The organism is Paramicrobacterium chengjingii (genome assembly GCF_011751765.2).
GTDB classification, from domain to species: domain Bacteria; phylum Actinomycetota; class Actinomycetes; order Actinomycetales; family Microbacteriaceae; genus Paramicrobacterium; species Paramicrobacterium chengjingii.
The window spans coordinates 1,202,343-1,228,856 of sequence record NZ_CP061169.1; the positions used below are offsets into that span (position 1 = coordinate 1,202,343).

The 26,514-nt window shown below is 61.7% G+C and carries 32 protein-coding genes; 20 read left to right on the plus strand and 12 right to left on the minus strand.

What is annotated here, in order from left to right:
* Window positions 1-15: 15 nt before the first annotated feature.
* Window positions 16-876, plus strand: coding sequence for an AraC family transcriptional regulator (locus HCR76_RS05780; RefSeq protein ID WP_166989065.1), 861 nt, complete (start codon window positions 16-18; stop codon window positions 874-876).
* On the opposite strand, the gene HCR76_RS05785 is transcribed toward HCR76_RS05780, so the two are convergent.
* A complete protein-coding gene (locus tag HCR76_RS05785; RefSeq protein WP_166989067.1) occupies window positions 858-1,763 on the minus strand; it encodes an alpha/beta fold hydrolase in 906 nt (301 codons plus the stop codon). The genes HCR76_RS05780 and HCR76_RS05785 overlap by 19 nt on opposite strands.
* Here HCR76_RS05785 and HCR76_RS17615 point away from each other — a divergent pair.
* A complete protein-coding gene (locus HCR76_RS17615) occupies window positions 1,762-2,259 on the plus strand; it encodes a winged helix-turn-helix transcriptional regulator (RefSeq protein ID WP_166989069.1) in 498 nt (165 codons plus the stop codon). The genes HCR76_RS05785 and HCR76_RS17615 overlap by 2 nt on opposite strands.
* A 163-nt stretch (window positions 2,260-2,422) precedes the next feature.
* Here the strand turns inward: HCR76_RS17615 and fbaA are convergent, their stop codons facing one another.
* Window positions 2,423-3,454, minus strand: a complete 1,032-nt coding sequence (gene fbaA / locus HCR76_RS05795) for a class II fructose-bisphosphate aldolase (protein ID WP_166989071.1) — start codon at window positions 3,452-3,454, stop codon at window positions 2,423-2,425.
* A 99-nt stretch (window positions 3,455-3,553) separates the two neighbouring features.
* On the opposite strand from fbaA, the gene HCR76_RS05800 reads away from it, so the two are divergent.
* Together HCR76_RS05800 and glpX are read left to right on the plus strand one after the other, a co-directional pair.
* Entirely contained in the window at window positions 3,554-4,498 is a 945-nt protein-coding gene (locus HCR76_RS05800; protein WP_166989073.1) for a class II fructose-bisphosphatase family protein, read from the plus strand.
* Between the two features lie 120 nt (window positions 4,499-4,618).
* The gene (gene glpX, locus HCR76_RS05805) at window positions 4,619-5,614 is read left to right on the plus strand and encodes a class II fructose-bisphosphatase (RefSeq protein ID WP_166989075.1); all 996 of its coding nucleotides are present in this window, start codon (window positions 4,619-4,621) and stop codon (window positions 5,612-5,614) included.
* Window positions 5,615-5,685: 71 nt separating this feature from the next.
* On the opposite strand, the gene HCR76_RS05810 is transcribed toward glpX, so the two are convergent.
* Complete coding sequence (locus HCR76_RS05810) at window positions 5,686-6,987, minus strand: DNA recombination protein RmuC (RefSeq protein WP_166989077.1); 1,302 nt, start codon at window positions 6,985-6,987, stop codon at window positions 5,686-5,688.
* Window positions 6,988-7,096: 109 nt separating this feature from the next.
* Between HCR76_RS05810 and ychF the strand changes: the two genes are divergently transcribed.
* Window positions 7,097-8,170 (plus strand): redox-regulated ATPase YchF, encoded by a 1,074-nt coding sequence (ychF, locus tag HCR76_RS05815; protein WP_166989079.1) that lies wholly within the window; start codon window positions 7,097-7,099, stop codon window positions 8,168-8,170.
* 15 nt (window positions 8,171-8,185) lie between these two features.
* Here ychF and HCR76_RS05820 read toward each other — a convergent pair whose 3' ends face one another.
* Entirely contained in the window at window positions 8,186-9,040 is an 855-nt protein-coding gene (locus HCR76_RS05820) for an NAD(P)H-binding protein (RefSeq protein WP_166989081.1), read from the minus strand.
* 70 nt (window positions 9,041-9,110) lie between these two features.
* On the opposite strand from HCR76_RS05820, the gene HCR76_RS05825 reads away from it, so the two are divergent.
* The 5 genes from HCR76_RS05825 to HCR76_RS05840 all read left to right on the plus strand — a co-directional run bounded on the left by HCR76_RS05825 (window position 9,111) and on the right by HCR76_RS05840 (window position 11,458).
* On the plus strand, window positions 9,111-9,803 hold the full coding sequence (locus HCR76_RS05825; protein WP_166989084.1) for a TetR/AcrR family transcriptional regulator: 693 nt from the start codon (window positions 9,111-9,113) through the stop codon (window positions 9,801-9,803).
* A gap of 225 nt (window positions 9,804-10,028) precedes the next feature.
* A complete protein-coding gene (locus HCR76_RS05830; protein WP_166989086.1) occupies window positions 10,029-10,610 on the plus strand; it encodes a GNAT family N-acetyltransferase in 582 nt (193 codons plus the stop codon).
* Between the two features lie 24 nt (window positions 10,611-10,634).
* A complete protein-coding gene (locus HCR76_RS17655) occupies window positions 10,635-10,844 on the plus strand; it encodes a hypothetical protein (RefSeq protein WP_166989088.1) in 210 nt (69 codons plus the stop codon).
* Window positions 10,841-11,164, plus strand: a complete 324-nt coding sequence (locus HCR76_RS17540; RefSeq protein WP_244971495.1) for a putative quinol monooxygenase — start codon at window positions 10,841-10,843, stop codon at window positions 11,162-11,164. The genes HCR76_RS17655 and HCR76_RS17540 overlap by 4 nt, the downstream gene beginning before the upstream one ends.
* A 123-nt stretch (window positions 11,165-11,287) precedes the next feature.
* The gene (locus HCR76_RS05840) at window positions 11,288-11,458 is read left to right on the plus strand and encodes a hypothetical protein (protein WP_166988211.1); all 171 of its coding nucleotides are present in this window, start codon (window positions 11,288-11,290) and stop codon (window positions 11,456-11,458) included.
* A gap of 33 nt (window positions 11,459-11,491) precedes the next feature.
* Here HCR76_RS05840 and HCR76_RS05845 read toward each other — a convergent pair whose 3' ends face one another.
* Complete coding sequence (locus tag HCR76_RS05845) at window positions 11,492-11,785, minus strand: DUF4287 domain-containing protein (RefSeq protein ID WP_166989089.1); 294 nt, start codon at window positions 11,783-11,785, stop codon at window positions 11,492-11,494.
* 461 nt (window positions 11,786-12,246) lie between these two features.
* On the opposite strand from HCR76_RS05845, the gene HCR76_RS05850 reads away from it, so the two are divergent.
* From HCR76_RS05850 to HCR76_RS05860, 3 genes are all read left to right on the plus strand, one after another.
* Entirely contained in the window at window positions 12,247-13,131 is an 885-nt protein-coding gene (locus HCR76_RS05850; RefSeq protein WP_166989091.1) for an AraC family transcriptional regulator, read from the plus strand.
* Between the two features lie 87 nt (window positions 13,132-13,218).
* Window positions 13,219-13,389, plus strand: a complete 171-nt coding sequence (locus HCR76_RS05855; protein WP_166989093.1) for a hypothetical protein — start codon at window positions 13,219-13,221, stop codon at window positions 13,387-13,389.
* Between the two features lie 231 nt (window positions 13,390-13,620).
* Window positions 13,621-14,394, plus strand: coding sequence for an isocitrate lyase/PEP mutase family protein (locus HCR76_RS05860; protein ID WP_166989095.1), 774 nt, complete (start codon window positions 13,621-13,623; stop codon window positions 14,392-14,394).
* A 466-nt stretch (window positions 14,395-14,860) separates the two neighbouring features.
* Here the strand turns inward: HCR76_RS05860 and HCR76_RS05865 are convergent, their stop codons facing one another.
* Window positions 14,861-15,967 (minus strand): N(5)-(carboxyethyl)ornithine synthase, encoded by a 1,107-nt coding sequence (locus tag HCR76_RS05865; RefSeq protein WP_342357143.1) that lies wholly within the window; start codon window positions 15,965-15,967, stop codon window positions 14,861-14,863.
* 197 nt (window positions 15,968-16,164) lie between these two features.
* On the opposite strand from HCR76_RS05865, the gene HCR76_RS05870 reads away from it, so the two are divergent.
* Window positions 16,165-16,584 carry a GNAT family N-acetyltransferase gene (locus HCR76_RS05870; protein WP_166989099.1) on the plus strand — a complete coding sequence of 140 codons (420 nt, stop codon included), beginning with the start codon at window positions 16,165-16,167 and terminating at the stop codon, window positions 16,582-16,584.
* Between the two features lie 20 nt (window positions 16,585-16,604).
* Here HCR76_RS05870 and arfB read toward each other — a convergent pair whose 3' ends face one another.
* Entirely contained in the window at window positions 16,605-17,045 is a 441-nt protein-coding gene (gene arfB, locus HCR76_RS05875) for an alternative ribosome rescue aminoacyl-tRNA hydrolase ArfB (RefSeq protein WP_166989101.1), read from the minus strand.
* A 45-nt stretch (window positions 17,046-17,090) separates the two neighbouring features.
* Window positions 17,091-17,966 carry a sigma-70 family RNA polymerase sigma factor gene (locus HCR76_RS05880; RefSeq protein WP_166989103.1) on the minus strand — a complete coding sequence of 292 codons (876 nt, stop codon included), beginning with the start codon at window positions 17,964-17,966 and terminating at the stop codon, window positions 17,091-17,093.
* Between the two features lie 81 nt (window positions 17,967-18,047).
* Here HCR76_RS05880 and HCR76_RS05885 point away from each other — a divergent pair, with 81 nt between their 5' ends.
* The 3 genes from HCR76_RS05885 to HCR76_RS05895 all read left to right on the plus strand — a co-directional run bounded on the left by HCR76_RS05885 (window position 18,048) and on the right by HCR76_RS05895 (window position 19,659).
* Window positions 18,048-18,434, plus strand: a complete 387-nt coding sequence (locus HCR76_RS05885) for a DoxX family protein (RefSeq protein ID WP_166989105.1) — start codon at window positions 18,048-18,050, stop codon at window positions 18,432-18,434.
* 102 nt (window positions 18,435-18,536) lie between these two features.
* Window positions 18,537-19,169 (plus strand): YdcF family protein, encoded by a 633-nt coding sequence (locus tag HCR76_RS05890; protein WP_166989106.1) that lies wholly within the window; start codon window positions 18,537-18,539, stop codon window positions 19,167-19,169.
* Between the two features lie 100 nt (window positions 19,170-19,269).
* A complete protein-coding gene (locus HCR76_RS05895; RefSeq protein WP_166989108.1) occupies window positions 19,270-19,659 on the plus strand; it encodes a nuclear transport factor 2-like protein in 390 nt (129 codons plus the stop codon).
* A gap of 43 nt (window positions 19,660-19,702) precedes the next feature.
* Here HCR76_RS05895 and HCR76_RS05900 read toward each other — a convergent pair whose 3' ends face one another.
* From HCR76_RS05900 to nhaA, 3 genes are all read right to left on the minus strand, one after another.
* Window positions 19,703-20,278, minus strand: coding sequence for a 1-acyl-sn-glycerol-3-phosphate acyltransferase (locus HCR76_RS05900; protein ID WP_166989109.1), 576 nt, complete (start codon window positions 20,276-20,278; stop codon window positions 19,703-19,705).
* Between the two features lie 60 nt (window positions 20,279-20,338).
* Window positions 20,339-20,557: a hypothetical protein gene (locus HCR76_RS05905; RefSeq protein ID WP_166989111.1), complete on the minus strand. Its 219-nt coding sequence runs from the start codon at window positions 20,555-20,557 to the stop codon at window positions 20,339-20,341.
* 66 nt (window positions 20,558-20,623) lie between these two features.
* Window positions 20,624-22,528, minus strand: a complete 1,905-nt coding sequence (gene nhaA / locus HCR76_RS05910; RefSeq protein ID WP_166989113.1) for a Na+/H+ antiporter NhaA — start codon at window positions 22,526-22,528, stop codon at window positions 20,624-20,626.
* Between the two features lie 184 nt (window positions 22,529-22,712).
* Here nhaA and HCR76_RS05915 point away from each other — a divergent pair, with 184 nt between their 5' ends.
* Entirely contained in the window at window positions 22,713-23,288 is a 576-nt protein-coding gene (locus HCR76_RS05915; protein ID WP_166989115.1) for a HEAT repeat domain-containing protein, read from the plus strand.
* Between the two features lie 8 nt (window positions 23,289-23,296).
* Here the strand turns inward: HCR76_RS05915 and HCR76_RS05920 are convergent, their stop codons facing one another.
* Window positions 23,297-24,202: a macrolide 2'-phosphotransferase gene (locus tag HCR76_RS05920; protein ID WP_166989118.1), complete on the minus strand. Its 906-nt coding sequence runs from the start codon at window positions 24,200-24,202 to the stop codon at window positions 23,297-23,299.
* Between the two features lie 82 nt (window positions 24,203-24,284).
* Here HCR76_RS05920 and HCR76_RS05925 point away from each other — a divergent pair, with 82 nt between their 5' ends.
* Window positions 24,285-25,682, plus strand: a complete 1,398-nt coding sequence (locus tag HCR76_RS05925; RefSeq protein WP_244971496.1) for an FAD-dependent oxidoreductase — start codon at window positions 24,285-24,287, stop codon at window positions 25,680-25,682.
* Between the two features lie 137 nt (window positions 25,683-25,819).
* Window positions 25,820-26,503, plus strand: a complete 684-nt coding sequence (locus HCR76_RS05930; RefSeq protein WP_166989122.1) for an NAD(P)H-binding protein — start codon at window positions 25,820-25,822, stop codon at window positions 26,501-26,503.
* The last annotated feature ends 11 nt before the right edge of the window (window positions 26,504-26,514 follow it).

A 26,514-nucleotide genomic window follows, 5' to 3' on the forward strand; every position in this document is an offset into this window, starting at 1 on the left:
GTGAAAATTGGACTTATGACGAAGATCCGACAGATGACGTACCAGCCCACTGACGGATCGACTGCTCCGGTAGAGATGATGACCTTCGATGCTCTCCGTGCGGCGAACAATGGTGGCACACAGAGGGCCGATTTTGTCGTCGTCGCTGTCGTCGTGGCGGGACACGGGTCTGTCGACATCGATTTCGCCACTCACGTCCTTTCAACGCGATCTGTGGTGTGGATCGCCCCCGGTGCCGTTCACCGGTGGACTGACATCGCCGATTTGCGGGGCGAACTCGTGCTGTTCACACCAACGGCACCTGTCACATTCGCGACTCGCGAGCGTGCGGCGTCGTTCGACATCGATCCCGTATGGACGGCGAGCCGTGAGTCGTGGCCGTTCATTACGACAGCTGTGGATCATCTTCGTGTGGAGGCTTCAGCGCAAACACAGGGGGCCGCGGTGGAGATTCCGGCGATGCTGCTCTCCGCCTTGATTGCTCGATTCGCGCCGCCGACTCCTTCGAACACCATGAGCGACGCCGTATATTCACTCTTCCGTGACTCTGTCGAGCAGAATTTCCGTGCGCATCATGATGTCGGCTTCTATGCGCGCCGGCTTGGGTATGCTGCGCGAACGTTGTCTCGTGCGTGCGTGCGAGCCACAGGCCTTACAGCCAAGGCAATCATCACTGAGCGCGTCATGCTTGAGGCGAAACGCCTGCTCGCACACGACCGACTGACAGCAGCGCAGTGCACTGCTGTTCTTGGATTTGCCGACCCGTCGGTCTTCTCCGCATTCTTCGTTCGCGAGAGTGGAGTCAGGCCGGGGCGCTGGCGGGCTAGGACGTTGTCGGTTTCAGCGCTACCCCGAAGTCAGGCACGCCACGACTGAGCATCAACGTTGTCCTCTGACGGGGGTTCCGACACCTCGGCCGGGGTGGCATCGAGGAATGGTTGGATGAGCGATAGCAGCTCGTCTGGCGCATCAAGCGGAATGATATGCCCGCTGCGAGCAATCGTATGGCTGCGGAGGTCGTCGGTGACAGGACGGAGTTGACGCCATGTTGCGTCGCCTACTACTTGGCCACCGATCGCCATGGTTGGCATGGTGAGCCGGAGGCGCGACGTAGCTTCATTGATGCGATCCGTGTTGGCTGGCATGGCTCGGTAATACTCGAAGGCACATCGAAGAGAGTCGGAATCGCTGTACGCATCGACGAACGCGTCGCGGACTGCGGCATCAACCCGCTTCGAGGCCATGCCAATGCGGAGGAAGAAGTCAACGTAGTCGGCCTCGTGTCCGGCGAGAACTTTCTCGGCAAAGCCCGGAATCGAGTGGAAGCCGAACCACCACGGCGGGCCCGCGCGGAAGAACTCCTCAGCGCCGGGCAGCAGGCCAATCGTGGACTCCATGAGAACAAGTCGAGACACGCGATCGGGATGTTCGAGTCCCAGGAAGAAAGCAGGAGGGGCACCAGCGTCGATCGCCACCACGGCGGCATTGGGCTCGTCGAGCGCATCGAGCAGGAAGGCCATGTCTTCGGCAAGTTCGTGTGCATGGTAGCCGGAATCGGCACGGTCGCTTCGGCCGAGACCCCGCAGATCGGGGGCGATGACCCGGTGGGTGCGCCCCAGTGCGGGGATGATGTCATTCCACACGCGCCAGGTGTGCGGGAAACCATGCATCACCAGAACGGGGGACCCTGCCCCCGCAGTGGCGACGTTCAGATGCGTCCCGTTGACCCGGACGCGATTCTCCGCGATCAGAATGCTCGCCATGACAGCTCCTCTAGGTTACGCTTGGTTACCTAGTCATGTTAGGAGACTGCAGGTGAGAGCGGAAGACGGCACTGTGAAAGAACCTGGTAGCCGCGAGGTGGCCTTGTCGCCAACGAGTCGTCGCGGAAACCTCTTCGACCCTGCGTGCCCGACGCGAAAACTCCTGGATCGGGTAGGTGGAAAATGGACGGTCATGGTGGTCACCGTGTTGGGCGATGACTATCCTAGTGAGGTGCGTTTCGCAGAGATGACGCGGAAGATACCGGGTATCTCAAAGAAGATGCTTGCGCAGACCTTGAAGAGCTTGGAGAGGGACTCCTTGATCGAGCGGCGAGTGGAAGCGACATCGCCACCGCGCGTGCACTACAGGTTGACCCCACTCGGTGCGTCTCTCACCGACCCTCTTGCCCGACTGCGTGAATGGGCAGAGGCGAACATGTCTGTCATCGACGAAGCCGGAGCAGAGTGGGACGAGAGGACACGCACCGCAGGATAGGCGTAACGCTCGGGCCCAGACTTCATCGGGTCTCTAAGTGAGATGCCAAGAACGGTCGCCTTCGACGTCGGCTGAGGCGACAGTTCTTGGCATCTCACATGAAAACGGCGGATGCTGCCGGACAGTGTCCGACAGCATCCGCCGTTGGGCGTTTCTGGCGACTCTAGATGGTGAGCGAGTTGCCGTGCGATCCGAGGTGGCGTGTTGACTCGACAACGCGAGCGGCCATCGCCGTCTCGGCGACCTTGCCCCACGCGCGCGGGTCGTACTTCTTCTTGTTTCCGACTTCGCCATCGACCTTGAGCACGCTGTCGTAGTTCTCGAACATGTACCCGGCGATTGATCGGGTGAACGCGTACTGTGTGTCGGTGTCAATGTTCATCTTGATGACGCCGTTGCTGACGGCCTCGGCGATCTCGGCGTCTGTCGAGCCGGAGCCGCCGTGGAACACGAGGTCGAGCGGCTTTGCGGCCGTGCCGAATTTCTCGGCGATGCCCGCCTGAATCTCACCGAGCAGCTCGGGGCGCAGCTTGACGTTGCCCGGCTTGTACACGCCGTGAACGTTGCCGAACGTGAGCGCCGAGATGTACCGGCCGTTCTCGCCGAGTCCGAGTGCCTCGACGGCCTTCGTGACGTCGGCGACGGTGGTGTAGAGCGCGTCGTTTGTGCCCTCGTGCTTCACGCCGTCTTCTTCGCCGCCGACGACGCCGATCTCGACCTCGAGAATGGCGTTGATCGCCTTGGTGCGCTTGAGCATGTCTTCGGCGATCTGGATGTTCTCGTCGAGGGGAACAGCCGAGCCGTCCCACATGTGCGACTGGAAGATCGGGTTGCGCCCGGCCTTCACCTCTTCTTCGCTTGCGGCGATGAGCGGCATGACGAAGTCATCGAGGGCGTTCTTGGGGCAGTGGTCGGTGTGCAGCGCAACCGTGATGGGGTAGTTCTTGGCGACCTCAGTGACGAATCGAGCGAAGGCGAGGGCTCCGGTGGCGCGGTTCTTGACGGTGTGTCCGGCGAAGTAATCTGCACCGCCTGTCGTCACCTGAATGATTCCGTCGGATCCGGCCTCGGTGAGGCCTTGCAGCACAGCGTGAATGGTCTGTGAGCTCGAGACGTTGAATGCGGGAAACGCAAAGCCCTTCGACTTGGCGTTGTCGAGCATCTGGGCGTACTGCTCCGGGGTAGCGATGGGCATGACTTCTCCTAGCGGGGCGTGACTTTGCTTGCCCCCACAGCTTACTGACCCGGATGCTGCCCGCGCACACATGCTCATCAGGTGCGAGATCATAGGCCTATGACTTTCGAGCCGAGCGACCGCGCGCTGCAGGATCATCTGGTGCGCATCACCGAGCGTGCCGCCGTCGCTGCCGTGGAGTTCGTGGGGTCGGGGAACAAGCTGGCTGTGGACGGCGCCGCTGTGCGGGCAATGCGTCTGGCGTTTGAGACGGCGCTGGTTGCGGCGCGCATCGTCGTGGGCGAGGGCGAAAAGGATGAAGCGCCCATGCTTTACGGGGGAGAGCTGCTGGGTGCGGGTGGCCCCGCAATTGACGTTGCCGTCGACCCGGTTGACGGCACGCGACTTGCGGCCGAGGCGTTGCCCGGCTCCGTCGCCGTGATGGCAGTGGCTCCGCGTGGCGCGCTCGTCGACCCCGCCGCCGTCTTCTACATGGAAAAGCTCATCTCACCCGCAGCGGGAGGGGCGTTGTCTCTCGAAAGGCCACTCACTGAGAACCTCTCGATTCTCGCGTCCGCACTCGGCCGCCCGGTGAATCAGCTGCGGGTCGCCGTGCAGACTCGGCCTCGCAATCAGCGCTACATCGAGGAGATTCGTGCCGCTGGGTCGATCGTCGTACCGTTTGCCGACGGAGACGTCGTCGAGTCGCTTCGTGCCGCTCGCGGCGACGGCATTGACCTGCTGATCGGAATTGGCGGGGCGCCCGAGGGCGTGCTGACGGCCGTTGCCGTTGCGGCATCCGATGGACACATGCAGGCACGGCTCAGCCCGCAGACAACGGGGGAACGAGACCGTGCGGTTGCCGCAGGGCAGCCACACGGTGAGGTGCTGACTCTCGGCGACCTCGTGGCTTCGCCCGGAGTCTTCGTTCTCACGGCGGTGACGGATGCTGCGGGCCTCGCAGCCCCTCGCGTGGTCGACGGTGCGGTCGTGACCGAGAGCATTGTCATTGACGGTGTCGGCGATCCGCGCACTGTCGTGTGGCAGCATCCTGTAGCCACCTGACGTTATGCACACTCGTGCAGAGTCGTTGGTGAAACTGTGCGAGCGGACGCGCTGGGACTAGGCTGTTGACGGCGCGAACGTCCGGCCACTTCGTTCCATCGCCGATCTGACAAGGAAACCGTGAGCACGACTGACTCCGCATCCCACTACCGTCACCCCGACCGCAACCTTGCGCTTGAGCTTGTGCGCGCCACCGAAGCTGCGGCGATTCGTGCCGTTCCCTTCATCGGGCGCGGCGATAAGAACGCCGCAGACAAGGCAGCCGTCGACGCCATGCGCGCGTTTCTCGGCACCGTCAATTTCGATGGCCGTGTCGTGATCGGTGAGGGGGAGAAAGACGAAGCCCCCATGCTGTTTAACGGCGAGATCGTCGGCAATGGCTCGGGCCCGCACTGCGACATGGCTGTCGACCCCATTGATGGCACGAGCCTCACGGCTGCCGGGCGACAGAACGCCGTATCGGTGATCGCCGTTTCTGACCGCGGTACCATGCTCGACGCGTCGAGCGTGTTCTACATGGACAAGCTCGTCACCGGCGCGGAAGGCATCGGGGTCGTCGACATTCGCAACCCCATCGGCGAGAACCTGCGTGCACTTGCAAAGGCGAAGGGCAAGAGCGTCGAAGACCTCACGGTGGCCGTGCTCGACCGTCCGCGCCACGATCAACTGATCGATGAGATTCGTGCGGCGGGAGCAGGAACGCGGCTCATGCTCGACGGAGACGTTGCGGGCGGCATCAACGCGGCACGCTACGGAACGCGCATTGACATGTGCGTCGGCATCGGCGGGAGCCCTGAGGGCATCGTCACCGCGTGTGCGCTCAAAGGCCTCGGTGGGTTCATCCAGGGCAGAATGGCGCCGAAAGACGACGACGAGCGTCAGAAGGGCATCGACGCCGGTCTCAAGATGGACCACGTGTACGAGGCAGACGAACTCGTCAACAGTGACAACACGTTCTTTGTCGCCACGGGTGTCACCGACGGCGGGCTCGTTGACGGTGTTCGCCGCATGGGGCCGATCATTCGCACATCGAGTGTCGTTCTGCGATCGAAGTCGGGCACGATCCGCCGCATCACGGCAGATCACCTGGCCAAGAAGTGGCTCGACAACGAGTGAAGCGTTCGAATTTCAGTTGGGGCCGTGATCCTTCCGGATTGCGGCCCTGATTAGTTAATCGGATGCTGCAGTTAGTCGGATGCCGTGCGGGCACGTTCTTCTGGTGCCGCGGCGTCGAGTTCTGCAACGAGTTCGTCGGCGACCAGCTCGCGTGGCGCTTCTTCGACCTCGCCGAGTGCAGGAATGAGCTTCGACTCGTCGACTTTGTTGAGCTTGCGCGCCGATGGAAGTACGTTGCGCTCAAGGGAACCGACGAAGCGGTTGTAATCGGTGACTGTTGCGCGCACCGAGCGCCCCAGTTTGTCGACGTGACCCGCCATGGTGCTCAGCCGTGAGTACAGTTCTCGGCTGAGGTTGAACAGATCTTTTGCCTCGGCGGTGACAAGTTCTTGCTGCCAGCTGAACGCAACGGTTTTCAGCACGGACCACAGGGTGACGGGGGACGCCAGAGCCACGCGCTTTCCGAATGCGTACTCCATGATCGTGGGGTCTGCTTCAAGTGCACTTGAGACGAGCGATTCGCTGGGGATGAACGCGATGACGAGCTCGGGGCTCGCTTCGAGTCCGTCCCAGTACGCCTTGCCCCCGAGCGCGGAGATGTGGTCGCGCACCGCCTTGACGTGTGCGTTGAGAAGAGATGTGCGGCGAGCACCCTCGTCACCGGTGGCGGTCACCGGGATAGCGCTGGCCTCGAGGTACGAGCCCATGGGAACCTTCGCATCGACGGCGATACTCTTGCCTCCCGGCAGATGAATGACCATATCGGGGCGACCTGCACCGGCATCCGAGTAGATGGACGTTTGCACGTCAAAATCGACGCGTTCGATGAGCCCCGCGGCCTCGACGACACTGCGCAGCTGAGTCTCGCCCCACACTCCACGCACCGAGTTGTTGCTGAGCGCCGAGGCGAGGGAGTCGGCGGTCTGGCGCAGATGCTCCTCCGACTGCGCGGCGGTGCGCAGCTGCTGCGAGAGCTCGCCGTGCTGCTTTTGCCGTTGCTCCTCGAGAGTGCTGACGGTGCGCTGCATCTCCTGCAGACTCTGCCGTACCGGGGCGATCGCCTGCAAGAGAGTGTTCTCTGCCTTGTCCCGTTCGGCTCGCTGCTCGCGCTCGCGAGTCAACTGCGCGACTTGCGTGTTCAACTGCTCGGCCGTCGCCTCCATGCGGGCGAGGTCGGCCTGCAGGTCTGCGCGCGCCGACGACTCTTCGGCTCGCATTGCTTGTAGCTGCTGCGCGTGGCGTGCCTCGAGAAGCGCGGGGGAGGCGGCATCCGCCCCGGTCTTCGACCGGATGAGGAACACGGCCCATGCGAGCGCGGCACCGACGAGCGCACCGATGATCAGGCCGATGATGAGGGGGAGGGCTGCATCCATGGTGCCAGTGTCTCAGCGGACACTGACATCACCGCAGAGCACCGCCGTACCAACCTAGAGATTGGCCTGTGAGAGCGACGGCAGCCCGGCACCGGTACGATGGAGTCTCGTGGCTCTCACTATCGGAATCGTCGGACTTCCCAACGTCGGCAAATCAACCCTGTTCAACGCGCTCACTAAGAACGATGTTCTCGCGGCGAACTATCCGTTCGCGACAATCGAGCCGAACGTCGGGGTGGTCAGCCTGCCCGATGCCCGGCTTGGCGTGCTCGCCGGCCTGTTCGGCAGCGAGCGTCTTCTTCCGGCGACCGTTTCCTTCGTCGACATCGCCGGAATCGTGCGCGGGGCGAGCGAGGGCGAGGGGCTCGGCAACAAGTTCCTCGCCAACATCCGCGAGGCCGACGCAATCGCCGAGGTGGTTCGCGGCTTCCACGACGACGACGTCGTTCACGTCGACGGCAAGATCGACCCAAAGTCCGACATGGAGACCATCAACACCGAGTTGATCCTCGCCGACCTCGAGACCCTCGAACGTGCGATCTCGCGGTATGAGAAGGAGCTCCGAGGCAAGAAGATCGGCCCAGAGGTTCTGGCCACGGCGAAAGACGCGCTCGAGGTCTTGCAGGCGGGAACTCCGCTGTCTGCGGCATCCGTTGATATTGCTCCCATCAGTGAGCTGGGCCTTCTCACGGTGAAGCCGTTCATCTACGTTTTCAATGTCGATGAAGAGATTTTGACGGATGCTGACAAGAAGCGAGATCTCGCCGAGCTCGTGGCGCCGGCCGAAGCGGTCTTTCTCGATGCGAAGATCGAGTCGGAGCTGATCGATCTTGATCCCGAGGATGCTGCAGAGCTGCTGTCTTCGACGGGGCAAGATGAGTCGGGCCTCGACCAGCTGGCGCGCGTTGGCTTTGACACGCTCGGGCTGCAGACCTACCTCACGGCCGGGCCGAAGGAGGCTCGCGCGTGGACGATCGGCAAGGGCTGGAAGGCGCCGCAGGCTGCCGGTGTGATCCACACGGACTTCGAGAAGGGCTTCATCAAGGCCGAGGTGATTTCGTTCGATGATCTCGTCGAGACCGGTTCGGTGCAGGAAGCGCGTGCACACGGCAAAGCTCGCATGGAGGGCAAGGACTACGTCATGAAGGATGGCGACGTGGTTGAGTTCCGCTTCAACGTGTAGTGGGTGGCCAGTGCGTCATCGGAGGTTCAGATCCTTCAGCTGATCGGTGATGCTGCGCGGTTTGCGCCCCAGGAGGCGCGAGAGCGTGGGGTCTGAATGCGCGAAGTGTCCGCTTCGTGTCGCCTGGAACATCGACAGGGTGAAGCGTGCGACCGCCTCGGGAGCGCCGCTGGCCATCTCATCGGCTACCCACGTCTCGTCGTCGACGATGGCGCGATCGATCTGGCGACCGCTGAGTTCGGACGCGGTCGTGGCGAAGTCAGCGAGGGTGACGGGCTCGGGCAGCGTCAGATCGATGGGTCCGTCGAATGGATCATCAGCGGTGAGGATAGCTGCCGCAGCTTCCGCGGCATCTCGCCGATCGATCCACGAGAAGGGTCCGTCGGCGGGCATGGCGATCACGTCCGCTTCCTGCCACGCACCGAGCAACTGGGCGGGGTTGCCGTAGAAGCCGTTGCGCAACGCAGTCCAGGCGACCCCGGATGCCGCGAGGTGCTGTTCGGTGGCTGCGTGGATCGCGAGCGGCGGATAGGGAGTGCCGAAGCCTGTCCCGTGGGCGCTCGTGTACAAGATCCGTTGGGCCCCAGCGTCGACGGCAGCATCAATTGCCCTCCGGTGCTGTGCGACGACGTCAGCAGAGAGGTCGCTGGAGGAGACCAGGAGCACCTGTTCAGCGTCGGCGAACGAATGACGCAGGGCCGAAGGGTTGTCGTAGTTCCCTCGCCGTACGCGGACCCCTCGATCGGCCAGGTCTCTGGCACGCGCTGGATCGCGGACACTGACGCCGATTTGGTGTGGCGGTATCCGCTTGAGGAGGTGGTCGACTGTGGCCCCATTGAGAGTGCCTGTAGCTCCGGTGACGATGATCATCTGAAAGTCCTTTCGAAGGAGTCGGCGGTCCGACGTGTTGTGTTGCCGTGAGGGCAGGCGAGTGGCGCGGATGAAGTTGATCGACGTGGTCAAGTTATTGCCGGATCCATTGTGTACTAACTTGACTGGTAGGATCAAGTTAATCGTCGACTCGGAAGGAGCCTGCATCGTGCCCGACTCCCGGAGTGTCCCCACTCTCCGCTCGGATGCCCGCCGAAACGCCGATCGGATCCGTCATGCGGCGGTGCAGGTGTTCCGGGAGCAGGGGTTCTCTGCGCCACTTGAGGAAGTCGCCGCGGCCGCCAATGTGAGCAAAGCGACCATCTTCAATCGGCTCGGAGGGAGGGTCGGACTGATCGATGCCGTCATCGACGACGTCGTCGCGGCGGAGTTGCGGACTATCATCGAGGACGCGCGTTCCATTGTCGAGGTCCGGGAGCGGATCTGCTCCTACATCAGTGCACTCCGTGATCTGCAATATCGACTTCCGGCAGTCAATGATGTCCTGCTGCAGGAATACCGCGACTCCGAGCCGCTGCTGGCCCTGTGTCATTCCGGGGCGTCTTTCCACGACAGTCTTGTCGCAGATGCGAATGCCGCAGGCATCCTAGCTGACGGATTTACGCCCGGTGACTTCCAAGCACTTGCCCGAGACAACGCTCTGGCCCTCAAACACGGCGGCCGGCCGCCACGCGCTGACTACGATCGCCGAACCGCGTTCGTCATCGGCGGAATCTGCAAGTCGGTGATTGCGCTGGCCTGACCTGCGGAGCAGCCAAAAGCTTTCGTAAGCTCCATCCAAAGGTAGCCGCCCGACTCAAGGTTGCGATCACGGCGCTCGCAGAAGATCCGCGCCCCTGGGAAGTCTTCGGCTCAGTGGCGGTGACGGTGTCGAGGATTCGCTCTAGCCGCTGTGTAGTGGCAATGAGCCGTACAGACTACTCCGAACCAGATGCGGATGCCGCTACGGAGTGCTTGAATTGGCGGCATGGCGACAAACGGATACTCGATTCAGCCATTGACCGAGCACACTTGGGACGCGTTCTCTGCACTGGTGGAGCGTCACAACGGGATATTCGGTGGGTGCTGGTGCATCAACTTCCACCCCGACTGCGCCGAGCGAGGGCAGGGTTACGAGGGTAACCGCGAGCTCAAGAAGCGGCTGGTCGAGACCGGACAGGCTCACGCGGCGATGGTGATGATTGACGATGAGGCGATCGCGTGGGCGGAGTACGGCACTCCAGAAGAGCTGCCGAGCATCCATCACAGAAAGCAGTACCTCGCCGAAGCCGACGTCACACCCGACTATCGCGTCACCTGCATCTTTGTCGACAAGCGGTATCGCAAACTGGGGTACGCCAAGGCGGCTCTTGCCGGTGCGCTCGAGCAGATCGCGGCCCTGGGCGGCGGTGTCGTCGAGGGATATCCGCACGAGATCGGTGAGACGAGGATGAATAACTCGTTCGTCTACAACGGGACACGCACGATGTACGAGGATGCCGGCTTCGAGTTCATCCGCTCTAAGGGGCTGAAGAACACAGTCATGCGCCGTACGATCGAACCCTCCTGAACCTGCCGACGTAGGCTCCCGTCCATGGATATATTGAGTGGGGAACACCTCGCGGCGGCCCACTTGGCCGACTGGCGCAAGCTGGCTCGGGGAATGCACGCTCGCTATCTGGTCAATGACTTCGGCACCTTCGGGGATTTCTTGATGAACCTGCAGTCCAATTTCGAGCTGAGGCTGGAGCGTCGCGTGCCGAAGAACAATGTCGCCGCGATCACGCCGCTGGAGGTTGCGTGAGCTGCATCGAACTCCGCGGACGCCTCGTCTGCGCGAACCGAGCGGAGGCGGCCACAATTGAACGTCATCTGCCCCGACACATCGAGCTTACGAGTGCGGAGCCTGGCTGTCTCTTGTTCGAAGTGCGTCCGACTGGCGATCCGCTCGTGTGGACTGTCGCGGAGAAGTTTGCGGGACAGAAGGCCTTTGCTGCGCATCAAACAAGGGTCGCGGATAGCGAGTGGGGTCGAGCTACTGCTGGCATCAAACGCGAATACAAGGTGTCGTTTGACGGCAGAGAACCGGCTGCCGTCGTTCCGGACGAACTGGAACAGTCCTGATTCCACGAGGTGTCGTGCGCGCCGCTGGCTATAAGCACAGTACTACTGGTCCGTGGACTCGCACCGGCTTGAATGACTGCCAGACTAATCACGCACTGCCCGAGAAACCGAACAGGAGAAGGATTGAACGAGTTCACCGGTCTCAGCGCCTTCCCCCCCCTCACCCCGTTTAAAAACGACGCCGTCACCGAGCGCACTGAACTGCCGGTCATTGTCTACGACAACTCTGGCACCACGAACTTCTCGTTCACCGTTGATCTGGCCAAGGTTGTCAACGAACTCGGTGTTGGCTAGCTGTAGCGCGGGCTCCGCTAGGCGGGCGGATGCTTAGCGCGCGGGATTCGTGGCGATGCCGTCGAGCCAGAGTGTCTCAGAGTCGTCTCGATGGGTGCCGTCAGTTCCCACGTGCTTGGTGCTGATCGCCGGGCCTTTCTGGATGACATGCACCAAAGCCATGCCGTGTCCGCGGCCAAGGTCGTAGTCATCCTTGAGCCAGGCCAGAATTTCACCCGCCTTAACCCCGGGCTTGTCGAAACCCCTCTCGTGCGCGAGCTCGACAAACTGTCGGGGGGTCAAATTGGTCGTCTTCTCGATGGTGTCCAAGTAGGCCTGGAACGACATGCGATTCCCTTTCGGTTCCGGGTGAGTACTCAACAGTACTGAGCCGAAGCTATCTTTGTTGCCCCACTCACGTATTAGTCGACCCAGCCGCGATCATCTGCCGCCTCGATTACGTCGGTGGATGCGTCATAGAGCACTCGGAGATCGTTGGGGAACAGCGCGTCGGGGGCGGTCATGGAGCCTCCAGATGGTGCAATCGTATTTGACGATGCCGACCAACATACGTTCGATGCGCCCAGACGATCCAGAGCGCGGACGGTTGGGACCCTCAGTGATATCTCCCGTGGACTTGACCAGTGCCGTGATCGCGATCGAGTCGCCCTCCGCAGCCGTTCGGCCGCGGGAGGCCATGGCGACGATACACGGATGAATGCCAGGCGAGCAGGCCTACCGATTCGAACTGAAAAAGTCGGGCGTGACAGGCTGGCGATCGCTGAGACTTTTATGCGAAGGGAGTGACCATGATCGAGATCCTCAACCGCCTCGTCGACGAGATCGAGCAGCACCTGGGCGATGACTTAGATATTGACGAACTCGCCGCAACGATGGGAACAACGGGCTATCACGCGCGACGCATGTTTTCGTCGCTGGCTGGCATGTCGTTGTCTGACTATGTGCGGCGTCGACGCATGACTGTCGCTGCGGCCGACGTGATCGGAAAGGGAGATCTCTTAACGATCGCTGTGCGCTACGGATACGGCTCAACCGAAGCCTTCGGGCGAGCATTCCGTGCCGTGCACGGTGCGAGTCACGGCGATGTCCGCCGTGATGGTGGCCCTCTTCAGAGTCAACCGCTACTCAGGTTCCGCCTGACCGTCGAAGGGAGCACCTCCATGGATGCCCGAATCACCGAACGACCCGCCTTTCGTCTGATCGGCCACGCCGTCCGCGTGCCGCTGATCTACGAGGGTGTCAACCCGCACATCCAACGGCATATCGCTTCGCTGCCGGTCACTGAGCACGATCGCCTCAAAAGGCTCAGCGGAACCGAGCCGTCGGGTCTACTGCAGGTCAGCGATGACGTTGACCCCGACTACGTGGAGGGCAGTGAATTGACCTACCTGCACGGAGTGGCCGTCGACGACGACGCCAAAGTTCCCGACGACCTCGACATGATCGCCGTGGACGCGGGGGAGTGGGTGGTATTTCGTACCTCCGGCCCGTATCCAGCGGCCTTGCAAGATGCGTATGCGGCATCCGCGTCAGAGTGGTTTCCCTCCAACCCGTGGAGGCTGCGTCCGGGCCCGTCGATTGTCTCCATACTCGATCGCGCCCCAGACTTCAGCGCGACTACGTGCGAACTCTGGTTCCCGATCGAGCGAGCCCAAGTGAGTGGCGGGAAGTGAGGCGCGAACAAGGAGCGCGCGGTGAACGCTGAAACCCGTGGGGCGTATTCTCTTTATTGAGGCGGCCGAAACGAGGGAGGCATCGACATGTCTGTCCCAGACGAAGATTCATCAGTTGAGCAGGTTCCAGTTCCAGGCGAGCACAAGGTCCCCGAACTCGAGGCAGATGAGACGGTCGCACCGCGTCCGGAGGAAGAAATCGCCGACGAGCTTCGGGCGGAACCGGACGTCGAAGACCATAGTCGGGGCCACGACTGATTTCGGGTACACAGGAGGCGATCTCGAACGTTGCGATCGTCCGTTACGACTCTCACCATCATGAAGGTGGTGCTGACCACGAGGTCTGCCGGTTACGGATCGTGCTGTACACGAAATAGCTCCCTGATGGGTCTTCACGCGTCACATTTACCGGAAGCGACTATCACGTAACTACGATGAGCGGTAGGCGACGCCGTCCCGACGTCAGCCGCCAGGCTTAAGGAGATTCAGATGCCGAACGTCAGCGAACGTGCACGCACATTGGCTTCAACGCATGAGTCCGGTCGTGTCGTCGTGCTTCCCACGGTGTGGGACGTCTGGAGCGCACGATTAGCAGTGGACGCCGGGTTCGAAGGGATCACAATCGGAAGCCACCCTGTGGCCGACGCGATCGGGAGCGCTGATGGCGAGAACATGGACTTCTCCGAATACCTCGCCGTCGTCAAACGGATCGTCGACGCGGTCGAGGTTCCCGTGAGCGCCGATGTCGAGTCTGGCTATGGGTTAGTGCCTGACGAGCTGATTGGGCGGCTTCTCGAGGTCGGCGCGGTCGGGGCGAACATCGAGGACGTCGTTCATTCTGAAGGCAAACGCGTGCGCGATCGCGCTGAGCATGCAGATTACATTGGGGCTGCCCGCCGCGCTGCCGACGAAGCAGAAATCCCCTTCGTGATCAATGGGCGAACGGATGCTGTCAAGCTCGGCACTGATGTTTTCTCTGACCCTCTCGCGGAAGCCGCCGAGCGCCTGAGGCTGATGGAGCAGGCCGGCGCCCGCTCCGTCTACCCGGTTGGGCTGACGACGGCCGACGAGGTGACGCGTCTCGTCGAGGCGGTCTCAGTGCCGGTCAACGTCACGGCGCATCCCGTCGACGGTCACGGCGCCGGGAACCTGGCGGCACTCACCGCGTTGGGCGTGCGTCGCGTTTCGTTTGGCCCGTTGTGGCAGAAATGGCTTGCCGCGCTGTCCTCGGCTCAGTTGGCCTCATGGTCATCGAACGGTTGAACGACAATGTGACCGCCCAATCCTGGTGTTTCGATCAGGTCGTCTACCTCAGACGGAGAAGATTTCTCCAGAAAAGGGGGAGAAGTCAACCCACAGGTACCGAAATCTACGGCTCGTGAACACCCAGGTGTTACCCGAGCGCCGTAGGCGATCGGTCCACACGCCATTGTTCCGGTAGTAGCTCTCTCCAGGACCGCGCGCGGCCTCGTGGCACCCATAATGCACGAAAACCGTCATAGTTGGCGTGAGTTGAGACATCAGCGAAACGGGCAGTTACATCGCGGATGGCCGCTTCATCCAGCAGACGAGCAATTGCAGTTGTATTTTCGGAGTTGTCCATAAGGTAATAATGTGCCCGCTCCGGAGATCGCGCCAGGGTGGCTCAACGATTCGCTCGGGTGCTCCCGGGGTACGGGGCGATGAAGACTCGGCGACACTCTCAATTCTGAGCAGCCGCGAAAGAGCGTTATTGAGTGCGGGCGTGCGGAAACGTTGGTTCGCGACATTGAAAGCCGAGGATGCTCGGGTTATTGATGACGCCCTCGCGGATCTCGATCGCGCGAGAGATCGTGAGGTCCTCTGCCCACGCGGCCGGACCTTCCATAACCGTGCGCAGAAATGGCAGGAGCGCCTCGCTGATCTCCCACGTGGCCGAATTCCACAGGTATGACGGGCTGTGGTCGACGGCGTAATAGTTCACCCCGTTGCCGACCGTGAACATCGGGTTGTCAAACCCCGTGGGTCTGGCCCACTCGAACCCCATTGATTCGTCACACGAGACGTCGATGATCAGACTTCCCGAGGCGAACGCGCCGAGGTCTTCGGTTCGTAGATACGTCAACGGAGCGGCGACGTCCTGGAGCGTGCAATTGACGACGATGTCGTGCGATGCTAAAAATGCGGGGAGCAGGACGTCACCGTCTTTCGTGCTGACCTTGCTGAGGTGGGGCGCACCTCCGTCAGTATTGAGCTGGGTGATGTGAGCACTGTGGATCGGTGAGCCGACGGCGGCGGCACCGCGTTGCGTGAGCACCTGGATGTCGTGGATGCCTTGGGCTTTGAGCGCGGTCACGGCACCTCGCGCCGTCGCGCCGAAGCCTATGACGACGGCGCTGAGCCGCGGCCCATAATCACCATTCGATCCGATAAGGCTCAACGCGTGTAAAACCGAGCAATAGCCGGCCAGCTCATTGTTCTGATGAAACACATGCAGGTTGAAATCGCCTCGCCCGGTCCAATGGTTCATCGCCTCGAAGGCGATTAGCGTCAGGTGACGATCGATCGCTGTCTGCGTCATTGCAGTATCCTGCACACAGTGCGGCCACCCCCAGAGAACGCGGCCTGCGGGATGCGAGGCCACGTCTGCTGCCTGCGGTTTCGGCAGCAGCAGCACATCCGCGGACTCAATCACTTCTGCGCGTTCCGCAACCTTGCCCACGCGGGATTCGATGTAACCGGGGTCCAATTGGAAGTCGGCTCCGTAGCCACGCTCGACAGTCATCCGTGCGCGAAGGGCCGGATCGGTCCTGTCCAAGTGACGCGGGTGAATCGGCAGCCGTCGCTCGTTCTCCATTGAGGAATTCGCAAGCAATCCGAGGGTAAGTAGATTGTTTTCCGACCGTCTGTCGGAGACAGAGGGGGAAGGTTGAGCGGTGCCGGTCATCCGGACTCCCATCATCGGGGAACCGAAGTTAGCTCCTGGTTCGAGTGTACGCCGCGGTGCGCGACCGCTATGTTGTGAGTGACCTCGGCAAAAGGAGAGACGCGACGATGTCGAAATGTGTGAACGTCCGCCCCGCGACGAGGGCAGACGGCGCCACTCTCACTGAGCTCGACCGGCACGTGCGTCGTGATGTTCTCGTGCGTCTCATTGACGCGGAGCAAATTCTTGTAGCGGATGAAGCCAATACTGTTCGCGGCTGGCTGCGCTGGAATCTCTTCTGGGACGAGATTCCGTTCATGAATATGCTCTTCGTCGTGGAAACGCACAGGGATTGCGGGGTTGGGAGCGCTCTCGTCGCGGCGTGGGAGTCGACGCTGAAAAAACACGGTTATGTCGGTGCAATGACCTCGACCCAGGTCGATGAGCGAGCCCAAGTCTTTTACCGCAATCGTGGATATGTCGATTGCGGTGTTTTGCTTCAGCCAGGCGAGCCGTCAGAGATCTTCATGCGCAAAGACCTCGACTAGGCGTTGTGCCATTTGGCGCGTCATTCGGAGTGAGGCGATCGTCGGTTGCGCTTGATTTCGGAGCGCTTCCGTTTGGCTTCGAGACGCCGAACGCGTGATCCTCGACTGGGTCGGGTTGCGCGCCGAGCGAGTTCGGGAGCAACGGCATCGCGGAGCAGGGTTGCGAGTCGCTGCCGTGCCGTTGTGCGGTTTCGTCGCTGGGATCGATGCTCGGCAGCATTGATCGTCAGTACCGTGCCAGTGAGTCGTCCGGCGAGCCGTTCAAGCACACGTGCACGTTGCACATCGTTCAGCGCCGTCGTTGAGTCGAGATCGAGGCTGAGCTGCACGCGAGAGTCAGCGGTGTTGACTCCCTGTCCACCGGGACCTGACGCGTGCGAAAACTGTTCGGCCAGCTCGCCTGCAGGAATTCTGAGGCCGCCGGGCGCACCGGGCCCGGCAGACACGTGCAGATCGTCCATGTACCGATTCTCCCGCACATTCGCCTTGACCATGAGTCTTTCTGCTCAACGCCTAGGCGCTTCGCGCGATGGTAGCGACAATCGTGCGAGCCTGCTCGGATCGATGATTGAGACGATGTCGACGAGCTTGCCGTCGGCAACGGTGCAGGACATCAGTGCGATCGGTTGCCCGCTTGGGCCCCACGCGAGGATGCCAGGTTCGCCGTTCACGCTGACGCGACGAACTTCAACTCTTCCCGGGTCCCCACGGCGCACGGCGTCGAGCACTTCGTTCGCACCAATCTTCACTGTATGACCGTGCGCCGTGTGGCGATGCCAGGTCACATCAGGGTCGAGCAAGCGGAGGAGCGCATCGAAGTCGCCCTCACGCGCTGCTGTGAGAAACGCCTCAACCACCTCGCGACGCTGCTGCCGCTCGCCCGTCGGCCGCGGCACTGCCTGCACCTTGCGCCTCGCGCGGCTTGCGAGCATTTTCGCCGCATCCGGCGATCGACCGACGATCGGCCCGACCTCGGCGAAAGGCACCGCAAACATATCGTGAAGGATAAAGGCTAAGCGTTCCTCTGGCCCTAGCGACTCAAGCACCACGACCAGGGCGAGACCGAGGGAGTCTGCGATGACCGCGGCATTCTCGGGATCGGCAACATCGTCGGTGACGACGGGGTCACTCTCCCAGATGCCAAGCGCAGATTCGCCGCGGACTGTGCGGCTTCGCAGCATGTCGATGCAAATCCGGCCAACCACCCGTGTAAGCCAGCCGCCAAGGTTGTCGATGCGATCGCTGTCGTGCCGATCCAAGCGAAGCCATGCCTCCTGAACTGCATCTTCAGCGTCGGTTCGTGAGCCGAGTGCTCTCGCTGCCACCGCGAGCAAGCGGGGTCGGTGCGCTTCGAACGCTGTGGAAAGAGTCTTTTTGCCCATCGCTGTTACCTTTCTGCGAGATGATCCGTCACCACTATGACGAGCCCAACCGGGATTTCGTAACGACGAGAGGACGTCATTGTGGATATCGCACTCTGGATCATTGCCGGCATGCTGGCGATCGCTTTTGGCACCGGCGGGGCCAGCCAGATTCTGCTCACCAAGGAACGCTATCGCGCCCTGGCCAGCAGTCAACACTGGGTCGATGACTTCGGCGCGGGCCATATCAAGGCGATCGGCACGATCAAGCTCGTCGGAGTTATCGGTCTGATCCTGCCTCCTCTCGTCGGAATCGCTCCGTTCCTATCGCCCCTTGCCGCATGCGGCCTCATGCTCGTCATGGCGGGAGCAGCCACGACACGGTTTCGCCGGAGCGAGTGGGCGCTCATGGCCGGTGACGTAGCCTATCTCGCGGCCTTTGCGATCATAGCCTGGGGCCGATTCGCCCTCGTTCCCTTCGCTGGGTGAGGTTGACTGGCACTCTCGTCCACGAGGTTCGACCGCGTTAGGCTCGAAATCACGCAGTGTACGCAGAGTCGCATGCGGCAGCTCCCGACTCAGGAGGGGTCAATGGTTAGACGTCAACGTCTCCCTAAGGGGACAAGCGCGCTACTCGCGGGCGTTGGTATGTGCACCCTGATTCTCGGCGCAGCTGAAGCAGTCAACCACTTTCTGGCATCGAGAGTGCTGGGTCACGATCGTGGAGGCCGCACCATCGTCATCGTTCTCGGGTTCGCGAACCGGAGTGAAGCGATTAACCCCGTCAACCAATGGCGAGTCAGGTCGGGTATTGCGACAGCTGAGCATTACAGCGCAGACGTGATTGTCTTCGCGGGCGGCGATCCGGCTGGCTTTTGCGAGTCCGAAATTATGGCGACGTATGCTCACAAGCTCGGTTATCGCGGTGAGGTTGAGATTGAACGTGAATCGCGTACCACTGAAGAAAACCTGCGTAACTCCATGTCGTTTCTGGATGTGGCGGACAGAATCGCCATCGTCTCCAATCCGTTCCACGCGTACCGAGCGCGAAAAATACTCAGGACGCTCCGGCCAGATCGAGCCTCGCTTCTTGTCAGAACGATCGATGTTCGGGCGGGCCGTTGGAGCATCCTGATTCCACTGGGCACCGTGGTCGAGTCGGCAGTGCTGACGCGAGAAAGAATCGACAGTGTGACGAGTACCCTGAGCCGTTCATACGGTTGAAAGGAGCACATAAATCACTCGGTGGGACCTCGGGAACCTGACGTTGCGCCCGTACCCATGTAGGTTGTAGGCCAGGATCATGCAGAGCTGGAGGTGACTTGTGGATGCGAATCGTGCCGAGATCGCCTTCCCAACCGATTGCGGCAACTCGCCGCGCCTGATCATCGTTAGTGAGTTTTCGGCAGCCTGGGCACTGACAGATACGGATGCTGTCACGGAGCGACTTGCCGAAGGTGCTCGCTGGGAGCTTGTCGGTGGGCAAACCGGTAACGGCGACGAAGCGACTCAGATTCCGTGGCCGACCTTTGAGCCCGAACTCGTCGAGATTCTCTCCACCGTGACTCACGGCAGGCTCGCCGCGTGCGACGGGTACATCACGAACGGCGAATCTCGCATTGACTTCTGCCATATGGTTCGATTCACCGGCGCTGCAAAGTCGGCAAAGATCGCCGAGATTCGCACATTCCTGGAGACGTCGCGTTCTACATAGCCCGAGGGAGTGGCGGGCTCTTCCGGTTCAGCACGCGCGACGCTCAACCCGGAAGCTCCTCCTCTCGGAGGCGCGGTTCCACTCGTCGAGCAGGCCGAAGGCCCGACTTATCGGCGTAAAAGGCACGTATGCGATCCATATCCTGAGTCACATTGCCTGTCAGCTCAAACGTGGGGCCAAGACCGGTGGTCATTGTCGTGCGGTCAACAAAACCAAGGGTCACGGGCATCCCCGTCTCACGAGCAATCCGGTAGAAGCCGGACTTCCACGTGGTGTGGGCGCCGCGCGTGCCATCGGGCGTGACGACAAGCCCGAAGACGTCACCCGATTGCACCTGCCGAACAACGTCAGAGACGACGCGCCCAGGATCGTTGCGATCCACGGAAATCCCGCCGAGCCGACGCATGATCGGTCCGCGCCAGCCGCTGAACAGAGTCTTCTTGCCGAGCCACCGCACATCGATCCCCAGCCGCCATGCGATCGCAAGCATGAGAACGAAGTCCCAATTCGATGTGTGCGGAGCGCCGATCAGCACAGTGGGGCGGTTGGGTGCCTGCTCACCCGTCAGCTTCCATCGACTCAGGCCCCAGAACACGCGCGAGAAGTGACGTCGAAGCATGGCTCAACGCTAGGATAGGACATATGCGGGTGGGCGCATGCTTCGATGGCGCGTGTTCAATCACCGTTGATTGCGCGGATGCTTCTTGGCGACGCGTTCATTGCCGCGTTTGTAATTTCCCGTCCACCGCGCCATTGCTCCCTGAGGGTCCGACGGGACCTCCGCGAGGAACTCTTCAGCCCGAACATCGCGCAGAGTCGCAGCCTTTCGTCCGTAGTGAGTGATCTTTACGCTGCCGTCCGAGTGAACCTCATATTCGAATCCGTTCGCGTGACCCATCGTTCAAGAATGGCCAACTCGGGCCAGTCACGCAATTCTGAACCCTGCGTGACCGAAGAGACGCCCTCAGAAACGTGTCGCCTGCAGCGAGCGGATCAACGAAGCCGCGTCGAACGGGCCGACATGACGTACGCCGTTGACGAAAAATGTCGGAACCGCTGAGATCTCCATTGCTTCCGCGTCGAGAGCGTCATCTTGAACCCGGGCGGCCACTTCGGCTGAGCTCAGATCTGACTCGAATTGTTCGGTGTCTAAGCCCAGCTCGTCGGCGCGACGCAGCATGTCAGCCGGTTGCTGGTGCTCCTGATCAGCAAACAGGCTACGCATGAACTCCCCGAACTTCCCCTGCCGGTGGGCAGCCTCTGCGGCCTCGGCTGCGGCGACTGCATTGGGGTGATAGCTCGCAAGGGGCGCGTGGCGCCACACATACCGAACATCGTTGCCGAGTTCGCGCTGCACCTCGCTCACCGCTCCCGTCGCCTTGAGGCAGAACTCACACTGAAAATCTCCGTACTCGACCAGCGTGTACTTGGCATCGGCTGGTCCATACACGTGGTCACGCGTCGCATCGATAGGCCTCACGAGCAGGCGGCCAGCGTCGGTCGTCGGCATGAGCCTGTCTGAGATTCTGAAGAAGATTGCGGCAAGCGCGAAGGAAATGAGGGATGCTGTCAGCACGCCGACTCGCGCGATGTTCTGCACCTCAGGGTCTGCGATCGCCAGGTCGACGATGAAGAGAGAGATCGTGAAGCCGATGCCCGAGAGCAGGCTACCGCCGGCGATGCGCTGAAGCGTCAGACCCGGCCCGAGACTGCCGATCCTGAAAAACTTCATGAGCCAGATCGCTCCGAAGATGCCGACAAACTTGCCGACGACGAGGCCGACGACGATTCCCCACATGATCGGTGAGCGCACCGCATCGATAAGGATCTCGCCAGTGATTCTCACTCCGGCATTCGCCAGAGCGAAGAGGGGAATGATCGCGTAGGCGACGATCGGCGCATAGGCGGACTGCAACCGCTCGTTGATCGAGATGGATTCGCGCAGGCTGTTCGCCGCCGCACGTGCGTAACGGGAGTTCGGCGACTGCCGAAAAGTCTGTGTGAGGCTCAGTGCGTGTTCGACGTCACGTCGACTTGGCCGATAGACGGGGATAAGCAGCGCGATGGCGACCCCAGCGAGTGTGGGGTGCACACCCGACGCCAAAAACGCCAGCCATACGATGATCGAAAGGATCGCATACGCGGGGCCTCGTCCCGCGCGCAGATACCGCGTAAAGAATATCGCCGTGAGGCCGACAGCGGCGATTGCAAGCGGAAGAGCCTGCAGCGAGTCGGTGTACACGAGCGCGATGATTGCGAGCGCGCCGATATCGTCGACGATGGCCATAGCGAGGAGAAAGACGCGCAGCCGTCCGGGCGCGCGCGGCCCGACAAGTGCGAGCGCGCCGACCAGAAATGCCGTGTCGGTCGAGATGACTACACCCCATGCATCCTCGGCCCCAGATCCACTGGCGATTGCGATGTAAGCAATCGCGGGAACGGCGAGTCCTGCAACGGCGGCGATGACCGGAACCATGGCGCGAGACCACGTTGTCAGCTCGCCGATCGCGAATTCTCGGCGCACCTCGAGCCCGACGGTGAAGAAGAAGATCGCCATGATGGCGTCGTTGACGAACGCGTGAAGCGTGAAGCTCAGCTGCAGGTCTTCGACGCCGATAACGAGATGCGTACCCCACACCTGCTCATACGACGCGTATGAGATGTTCGCCCAGATGATCGCGATCACTGTCGCAACAAGAAGAAGCAGCGCGCCGAGACGGCTCTGCCCCATGGCTTGAATCCGTTCGGACAAGGGGGCGCGCTTGGGCGGCTCGTTGTGGCTCTTTGTTGGGTCGGGTGACCGGGTGATGACGGTCAGGCCAAAGTCAGGATGCTGGGTGGTGGGCGAGGGCGGTGGGGAAGCATTCATCGGCAGGAGCCTTCCGCTCGTTCGATTAGCGCATGGTGTCGTGTCAGTGAGTGACGCAGCAGACATCAACGGCGCGGTCGACATCCGCGTTGCACAGAAGTGTTCAAAGTAAGCGCTCGCCAAGTACTGGTTATTCCCGATTCGTCGTGAAAAGTTAGTGATCGTCGTCGGATAGAGTCGACCAATGGGTGCGGAAGATTGGTTGACAGCCTCGCCACAGGAGCGAGCTGAGGCAGCGAGAGCCGAGATCGGAGGAGATCTGCTCACGCACTGGTGCGGCGATGTTCTGGCCGGGCGCGTTCACATCCACTCGTCGTCGGCCGCCGACGTTCCTGACCCACGCTGGCTGGCCGGCAAGCAGTGGGAGCACTGGGGGCCTGCTCGAACCTGGCCGGAGCGCAACCTCGACTACTGGCCTCGAGTCTGGGCGGCGCGCACCCTGCTTCACATCGGCGACGAGGGTGCGCGCGGGGAGATCATTGGCGGCCTGTCCGATTCGAGTTGGCGCGTCAGGGAAATGTGCGCCAAGGTCGTGGCCCGTTACGAGATCGGAGAGGCGGGAGACGCCTGCGCGCGCATCGTCAGGAGAGATGCCAACTCTCGTGCACGAATCGGGGCATTGCGCGCGCTTGCCGTTGTCGGTGAGTCAGAGCATGCGGGAGCTGTGCTCGATTCCCTCGGTGACGATGAACTTGGTGCCGACGCAAGCGCCACGCTGCGGGCGATGGAGGAGCGTCTCGACCGCCCGCTTGGCCCGTGACTGAATGTCTACTGCGACGCTGGATTGAGCAGCGCCTCCGCTGTGTTGCGGTGCTCGTGTTCGCCGGTCATTAGTGCGAAGAGCCCGTAGCCGAGGGGACTGGTTGCAAACATCTCGGCGCAATGGTCTGCGAGGCGTGGCCAGACGCGGCCGCCGTTCTCGATATAGCGGCGAACGGTCAGGTCAAATGTCTCTGGTGGCGCAAACGCCTGCTGAACCATGAAGTCTCTCGCCGGGTCGCCGACTTCCGCCGTGGTCCAGTCGAGCACTCCCGTGATGCGTTCGCCCTCGAGCAGCGTGTGTGCGGGATAGATCTCACCATGGGTGAGGACTGACCAGTCCGGCCAGAATGTGTCGTCGGCGAGCCACGCATGCCACCGCGAGCTCAGACTCTGCGCAATCTCAAACTCCGCACTCACTGTATCGATGTCGGCGCGCCACTTCTCTCGCACATCGGAGGGGGTGCGCACCTCGATACCGGTCGCACGAACCTCAGAAGCGTCAATGGAGTGCAGCTCCGAGAGCAGGTCTCCGAGAGACGTGGCGTAGGTGCTGGATGCGATGTCGTAGGCCCAGACAGGCGATCCCGAATCGTCAAGCGCCAGCCCGGGTTTCCCCGGAAGAAGAGGGTAGGCAATGAGCTGCTCCGAGACGATTCGCCAGTCCGGAACGTGCGCGGAGAGATGGGGCGCAACAGCACGAAGCAGGCGTTCTTCGACAGCGGCGCGTTCGAGCACGTCTTGCCGACGTGGCATACGGACAACCCAGGTCCTGCCGTCGGTCGTACGAGCAATCGCCACTCGAAAGTCCAGTCCGGCATCGTTGACGATGATTGATGATTCATCGACATCAAGTCCGTGTTCGGCGGCAAGATCTCGGATGCTGGCGGCATCTGCGGGCGGAGTGTCAACCATCGTCCTAGAGTCTCACAGCCGACGTATAAATGCGCGCAGTCGTCCGGCGTACGCTATGGAGACGGATGAAGAGGTGGGTGCTGTGGCAGAAAATCACGATGAGACCGATCAGAGTGAGCATGTTGACCTCCTCGTCATCGGGTGGGGGAAGGGCGGCAAGACCCTAGCTGGGACGGCCGCCCGACGGGGTCAGCGGGTCGCCCTCGTGGAGCAGTCCGACGATCGGATCGGCGGCACGTGCATCAACGTGGCATGCGTACCCACGAAGATCCTCGTGCATGACGCGGAGCAACGGCGTGATGCTGACGATGCCGACGCGTATTTCTCGGCCGCTGTCGAACGACGCGACACTCTCACGGCCGCAATGCGCAGGAAGAATTTCTCGATGCTTGATCAGCTCGATTCCGTTTTGCTCGTCAGCGGCACTGCCTCGTTCACGGGAGAGCGCGAGGTGCGCGTGACGGGCGGCAGCGAGACATTGACTCTTACCGCAGATACCGTGCTGATCAACACCGGAACCGCGCCCACCGTGCCATCGATCGAGGGCGCACGCGTTGGCGGTCGAATTCACGACTCTGAGACCCTGCAGCACGTATCGCCACTGCCGCGAACGCTCGTCGTCGTGGGCGGCGGCTATGTCGGGCTCGAATTCGCATCGATGTTCGCCCATTTCGGTTCGCTCGTCACTGTACTTGACCGCGGGGAGCGGGCGCTCAAGGCGGAAGACGACGATGTGGCGCAGACCGCAACCGAGATTCTTCGCGGCGACGGAGTGACTGTCGTCTCACGAGCATCCGTCGTTTCCATTTCTGACGATGACGAGACTGCGCGTGTCACGTACGAGGTGGCGGGGGAGCAGCTGACTGCAGATGCTGACGCTGTGCTTCTCGCGCTCGGGCGCACGCCCGTCACAGCGGAACTCGGCCTTGATCATGCAGGTGTGCGCACGGACGACAACGGCTTCATCGTCGTTGACGAGCACCTGCGCACGAGCGCAGACGGCGTCTTCGCACTCGGTGATGTCAACGGTGGTCCGCAATTCACATACGTCTCGCTCGATGACTACAGGATTGTCTCTGATCAGCTCTTCGGTGACGGTGAGCGCTCGACGGCGGACCGCGTGGCAGTTCCGTACACGATGTTTCTCACACCACCGCTTGCGCGCGTCGGCCTGACTGAGGCTCAGGCCCGCAAACGGGGACACGACGTGCTGGTCGGAGCAAAACAGATGGCAGACGTCGCCGCAGCACCCCGAGCAAAGATTGAGGGAGACCCGAGGGGAATCGTCAAAGTTGTTGTCGACAGAGAAACCGACTTCGTTCTGGGTGCTGCGCTCATGCACGTGCACGCGCAAGAGGTGATCAACTTGGTCTCGCTTGCGATGCGACATGGCATTACCGCTACCGTGCTGCGCGACTCGATCTATACGCACCCGTCGGCGACTGAAGCGCTGAACGAGGTGCTCGCTGCGCTCCGTTGACGGCGACACAGTGCCTGCTGACACGCCTAGTGGAATAACGTCGACACATAACGGTTGACAGTGAAGACTGATGCTGTCGCGGTCACACAGCGCGACAGCGATGACGGGCGTCGAGAACGGCGCAGAAAGAGGTTTCTATGACGGACAAACGAGTGGTCATCGTCGGCGGCCACGGCAAGATCGCTTTGCTTGCCGCCCCGAAGCTTGTCGCCGCGGGCTATCGCGTTGAGTCGCTGATTCGCAACGCGGAGCAAGCCGACGAGATTAGATCGGTGGGAGCCGAACCAGTGGTCCTCGATATCGAGACGGCCGATGTGGGCGCTCTATCCGGCGCTTTCGCCGGTGCAGAGGCCATCGTCTTCTCAGCGGGAGCCGGCGGTGGCAATCCAGACCGCACGCGGGCCGTCGACTTTGAAGCTGCAGTGCGCACCATGACCGCGGCCGAGGGCGTTGGCGTTTCGCGCTATGTGATGGTGTCGTATTCACGAGCCGGCGTCGACGTCGACAACCTTGATCCCGAGAACTCCTTCTACGTCTATGCCAAGGCCAAGCACGACGCGGATGCCGCTTTGCGGGAGTCGCGTCTTGACTACACGATTCTCGGGCCCGGGCGATTGACTCTCGATCAGGCAACGGGAAATATCGTCATCGCAGATGAGGCAGGCAACGTTGCGGACGGCGCGCTTTCTGACGATGAGAAGGCGACATCGCGTGAGAACGTTGCGGAGGCCATCGTTCATGTGTTGGCGAAGAACGCCGCGGTGATGAAGACCGTCAACTTCTACGACGGAGACACTCCGATCGCCGACGCTCTTTCCTGATTCACGGTGAA

Bases quoted from the DNA above. Each gene is read 5' to 3' on its own strand.
- HCR76_RS05780 (WP_166989065.1), top strand. From the start codon at position 16: ATGACGAAGATCCGACAGATGACGTACCAGCCCACTGACGGATCGACT.
- HCR76_RS17615 (WP_166989069.1), top strand. From the start codon at position 1,762: ATGACAGCTCCTCTAGGTTACGCTTGGTTACCTAGTCATGTTAGGAGA.
- HCR76_RS05785 (WP_166989067.1), bottom strand. From the start codon at position 1,763: ATGGCGAGCATTCTGATCGCGGAGAATCGCGTCCGGGTCAACGGGACG.
- fbaA (WP_166989071.1), bottom strand. From the start codon at position 3,454: ATGCCCATCGCTACCCCGGAGCAGTACGCCCAGATGCTCGACAACGCC.
- HCR76_RS05800 (WP_166989073.1), top strand. From the start codon at position 3,554: ATGACTTTCGAGCCGAGCGACCGCGCGCTGCAGGATCATCTGGTGCGC.
- HCR76_RS05810 (WP_166989077.1), bottom strand. From the start codon at position 6,987: ATGGATGCAGCCCTCCCCCTCATCATCGGCCTGATCATCGGTGCGCTC.
- HCR76_RS05820 (WP_166989081.1), bottom strand. From the start codon at position 9,040: ATGATCATCGTCACCGGAGCTACAGGCACTCTCAATGGGGCCACAGTC.
- HCR76_RS05825 (WP_166989084.1), top strand. From the start codon at position 9,111: ATGAAGTTGATCGACGTGGTCAAGTTATTGCCGGATCCATTGTGTACT.
- HCR76_RS05830 (WP_166989086.1), top strand. From the start codon at position 10,029: ATGGCGACAAACGGATACTCGATTCAGCCATTGACCGAGCACACTTGG.
- HCR76_RS17655 (WP_166989088.1), top strand. From the start codon at position 10,635: ATGGATATATTGAGTGGGGAACACCTCGCGGCGGCCCACTTGGCCGAC.
- HCR76_RS05845 (WP_166989089.1), bottom strand. From the start codon at position 11,785: ATGTCGTTCCAGGCCTACTTGGACACCATCGAGAAGACGACCAATTTG.
- HCR76_RS05850 (WP_166989091.1), top strand. From the start codon at position 12,247: ATGATCGAGATCCTCAACCGCCTCGTCGACGAGATCGAGCAGCACCTG.
- HCR76_RS05855 (WP_166989093.1), top strand. From the start codon at position 13,219: ATGTCTGTCCCAGACGAAGATTCATCAGTTGAGCAGGTTCCAGTTCCA.
- HCR76_RS05860 (WP_166989095.1), top strand. From the start codon at position 13,621: ATGCCGAACGTCAGCGAACGTGCACGCACATTGGCTTCAACGCATGAG.
- HCR76_RS05865 (WP_342357143.1), bottom strand. From the start codon at position 15,967: ATGGAGAACGAGCGACGGCTGCCGATTCACCCGCGTCACTTGGACAGG.
- HCR76_RS05870 (WP_166989099.1), top strand. From the start codon at position 16,165: ATGTCGAAATGTGTGAACGTCCGCCCCGCGACGAGGGCAGACGGCGCC.
- arfB (WP_166989101.1), bottom strand. From the start codon at position 17,045: ATGGACGATCTGCACGTGTCTGCCGGGCCCGGTGCGCCCGGCGGCCTC.
- HCR76_RS05880 (WP_166989103.1), bottom strand. From the start codon at position 17,966: ATGGGCAAAAAGACTCTTTCCACAGCGTTCGAAGCGCACCGACCCCGC.
- HCR76_RS05890 (WP_166989106.1), top strand. From the start codon at position 18,537: ATGGTTAGACGTCAACGTCTCCCTAAGGGGACAAGCGCGCTACTCGCG.
- HCR76_RS05900 (WP_166989109.1), bottom strand. From the start codon at position 20,278: ATGCTTCGACGTCACTTCTCGCGCGTGTTCTGGGGCCTGAGTCGATGG.
- HCR76_RS05905 (WP_166989111.1), bottom strand. From the start codon at position 20,557: ATGGGTCACGCGAACGGATTCGAATATGAGGTTCACTCGGACGGCAGC.
- nhaA (WP_166989113.1), bottom strand. From the start codon at position 22,528: ATGAATGCTTCCCCACCGCCCTCGCCCACCACCCAGCATCCTGACTTT.
- HCR76_RS05915 (WP_166989115.1), top strand. From the start codon at position 22,713: ATGGGTGCGGAAGATTGGTTGACAGCCTCGCCACAGGAGCGAGCTGAG.
- HCR76_RS05920 (WP_166989118.1), bottom strand. From the start codon at position 24,202: ATGGTTGACACTCCGCCCGCAGATGCCGCCAGCATCCGAGATCTTGCC.
- HCR76_RS05930 (WP_166989122.1), top strand. From the start codon at position 25,820: ATGACGGACAAACGAGTGGTCATCGTCGGCGGCCACGGCAAGATCGCT.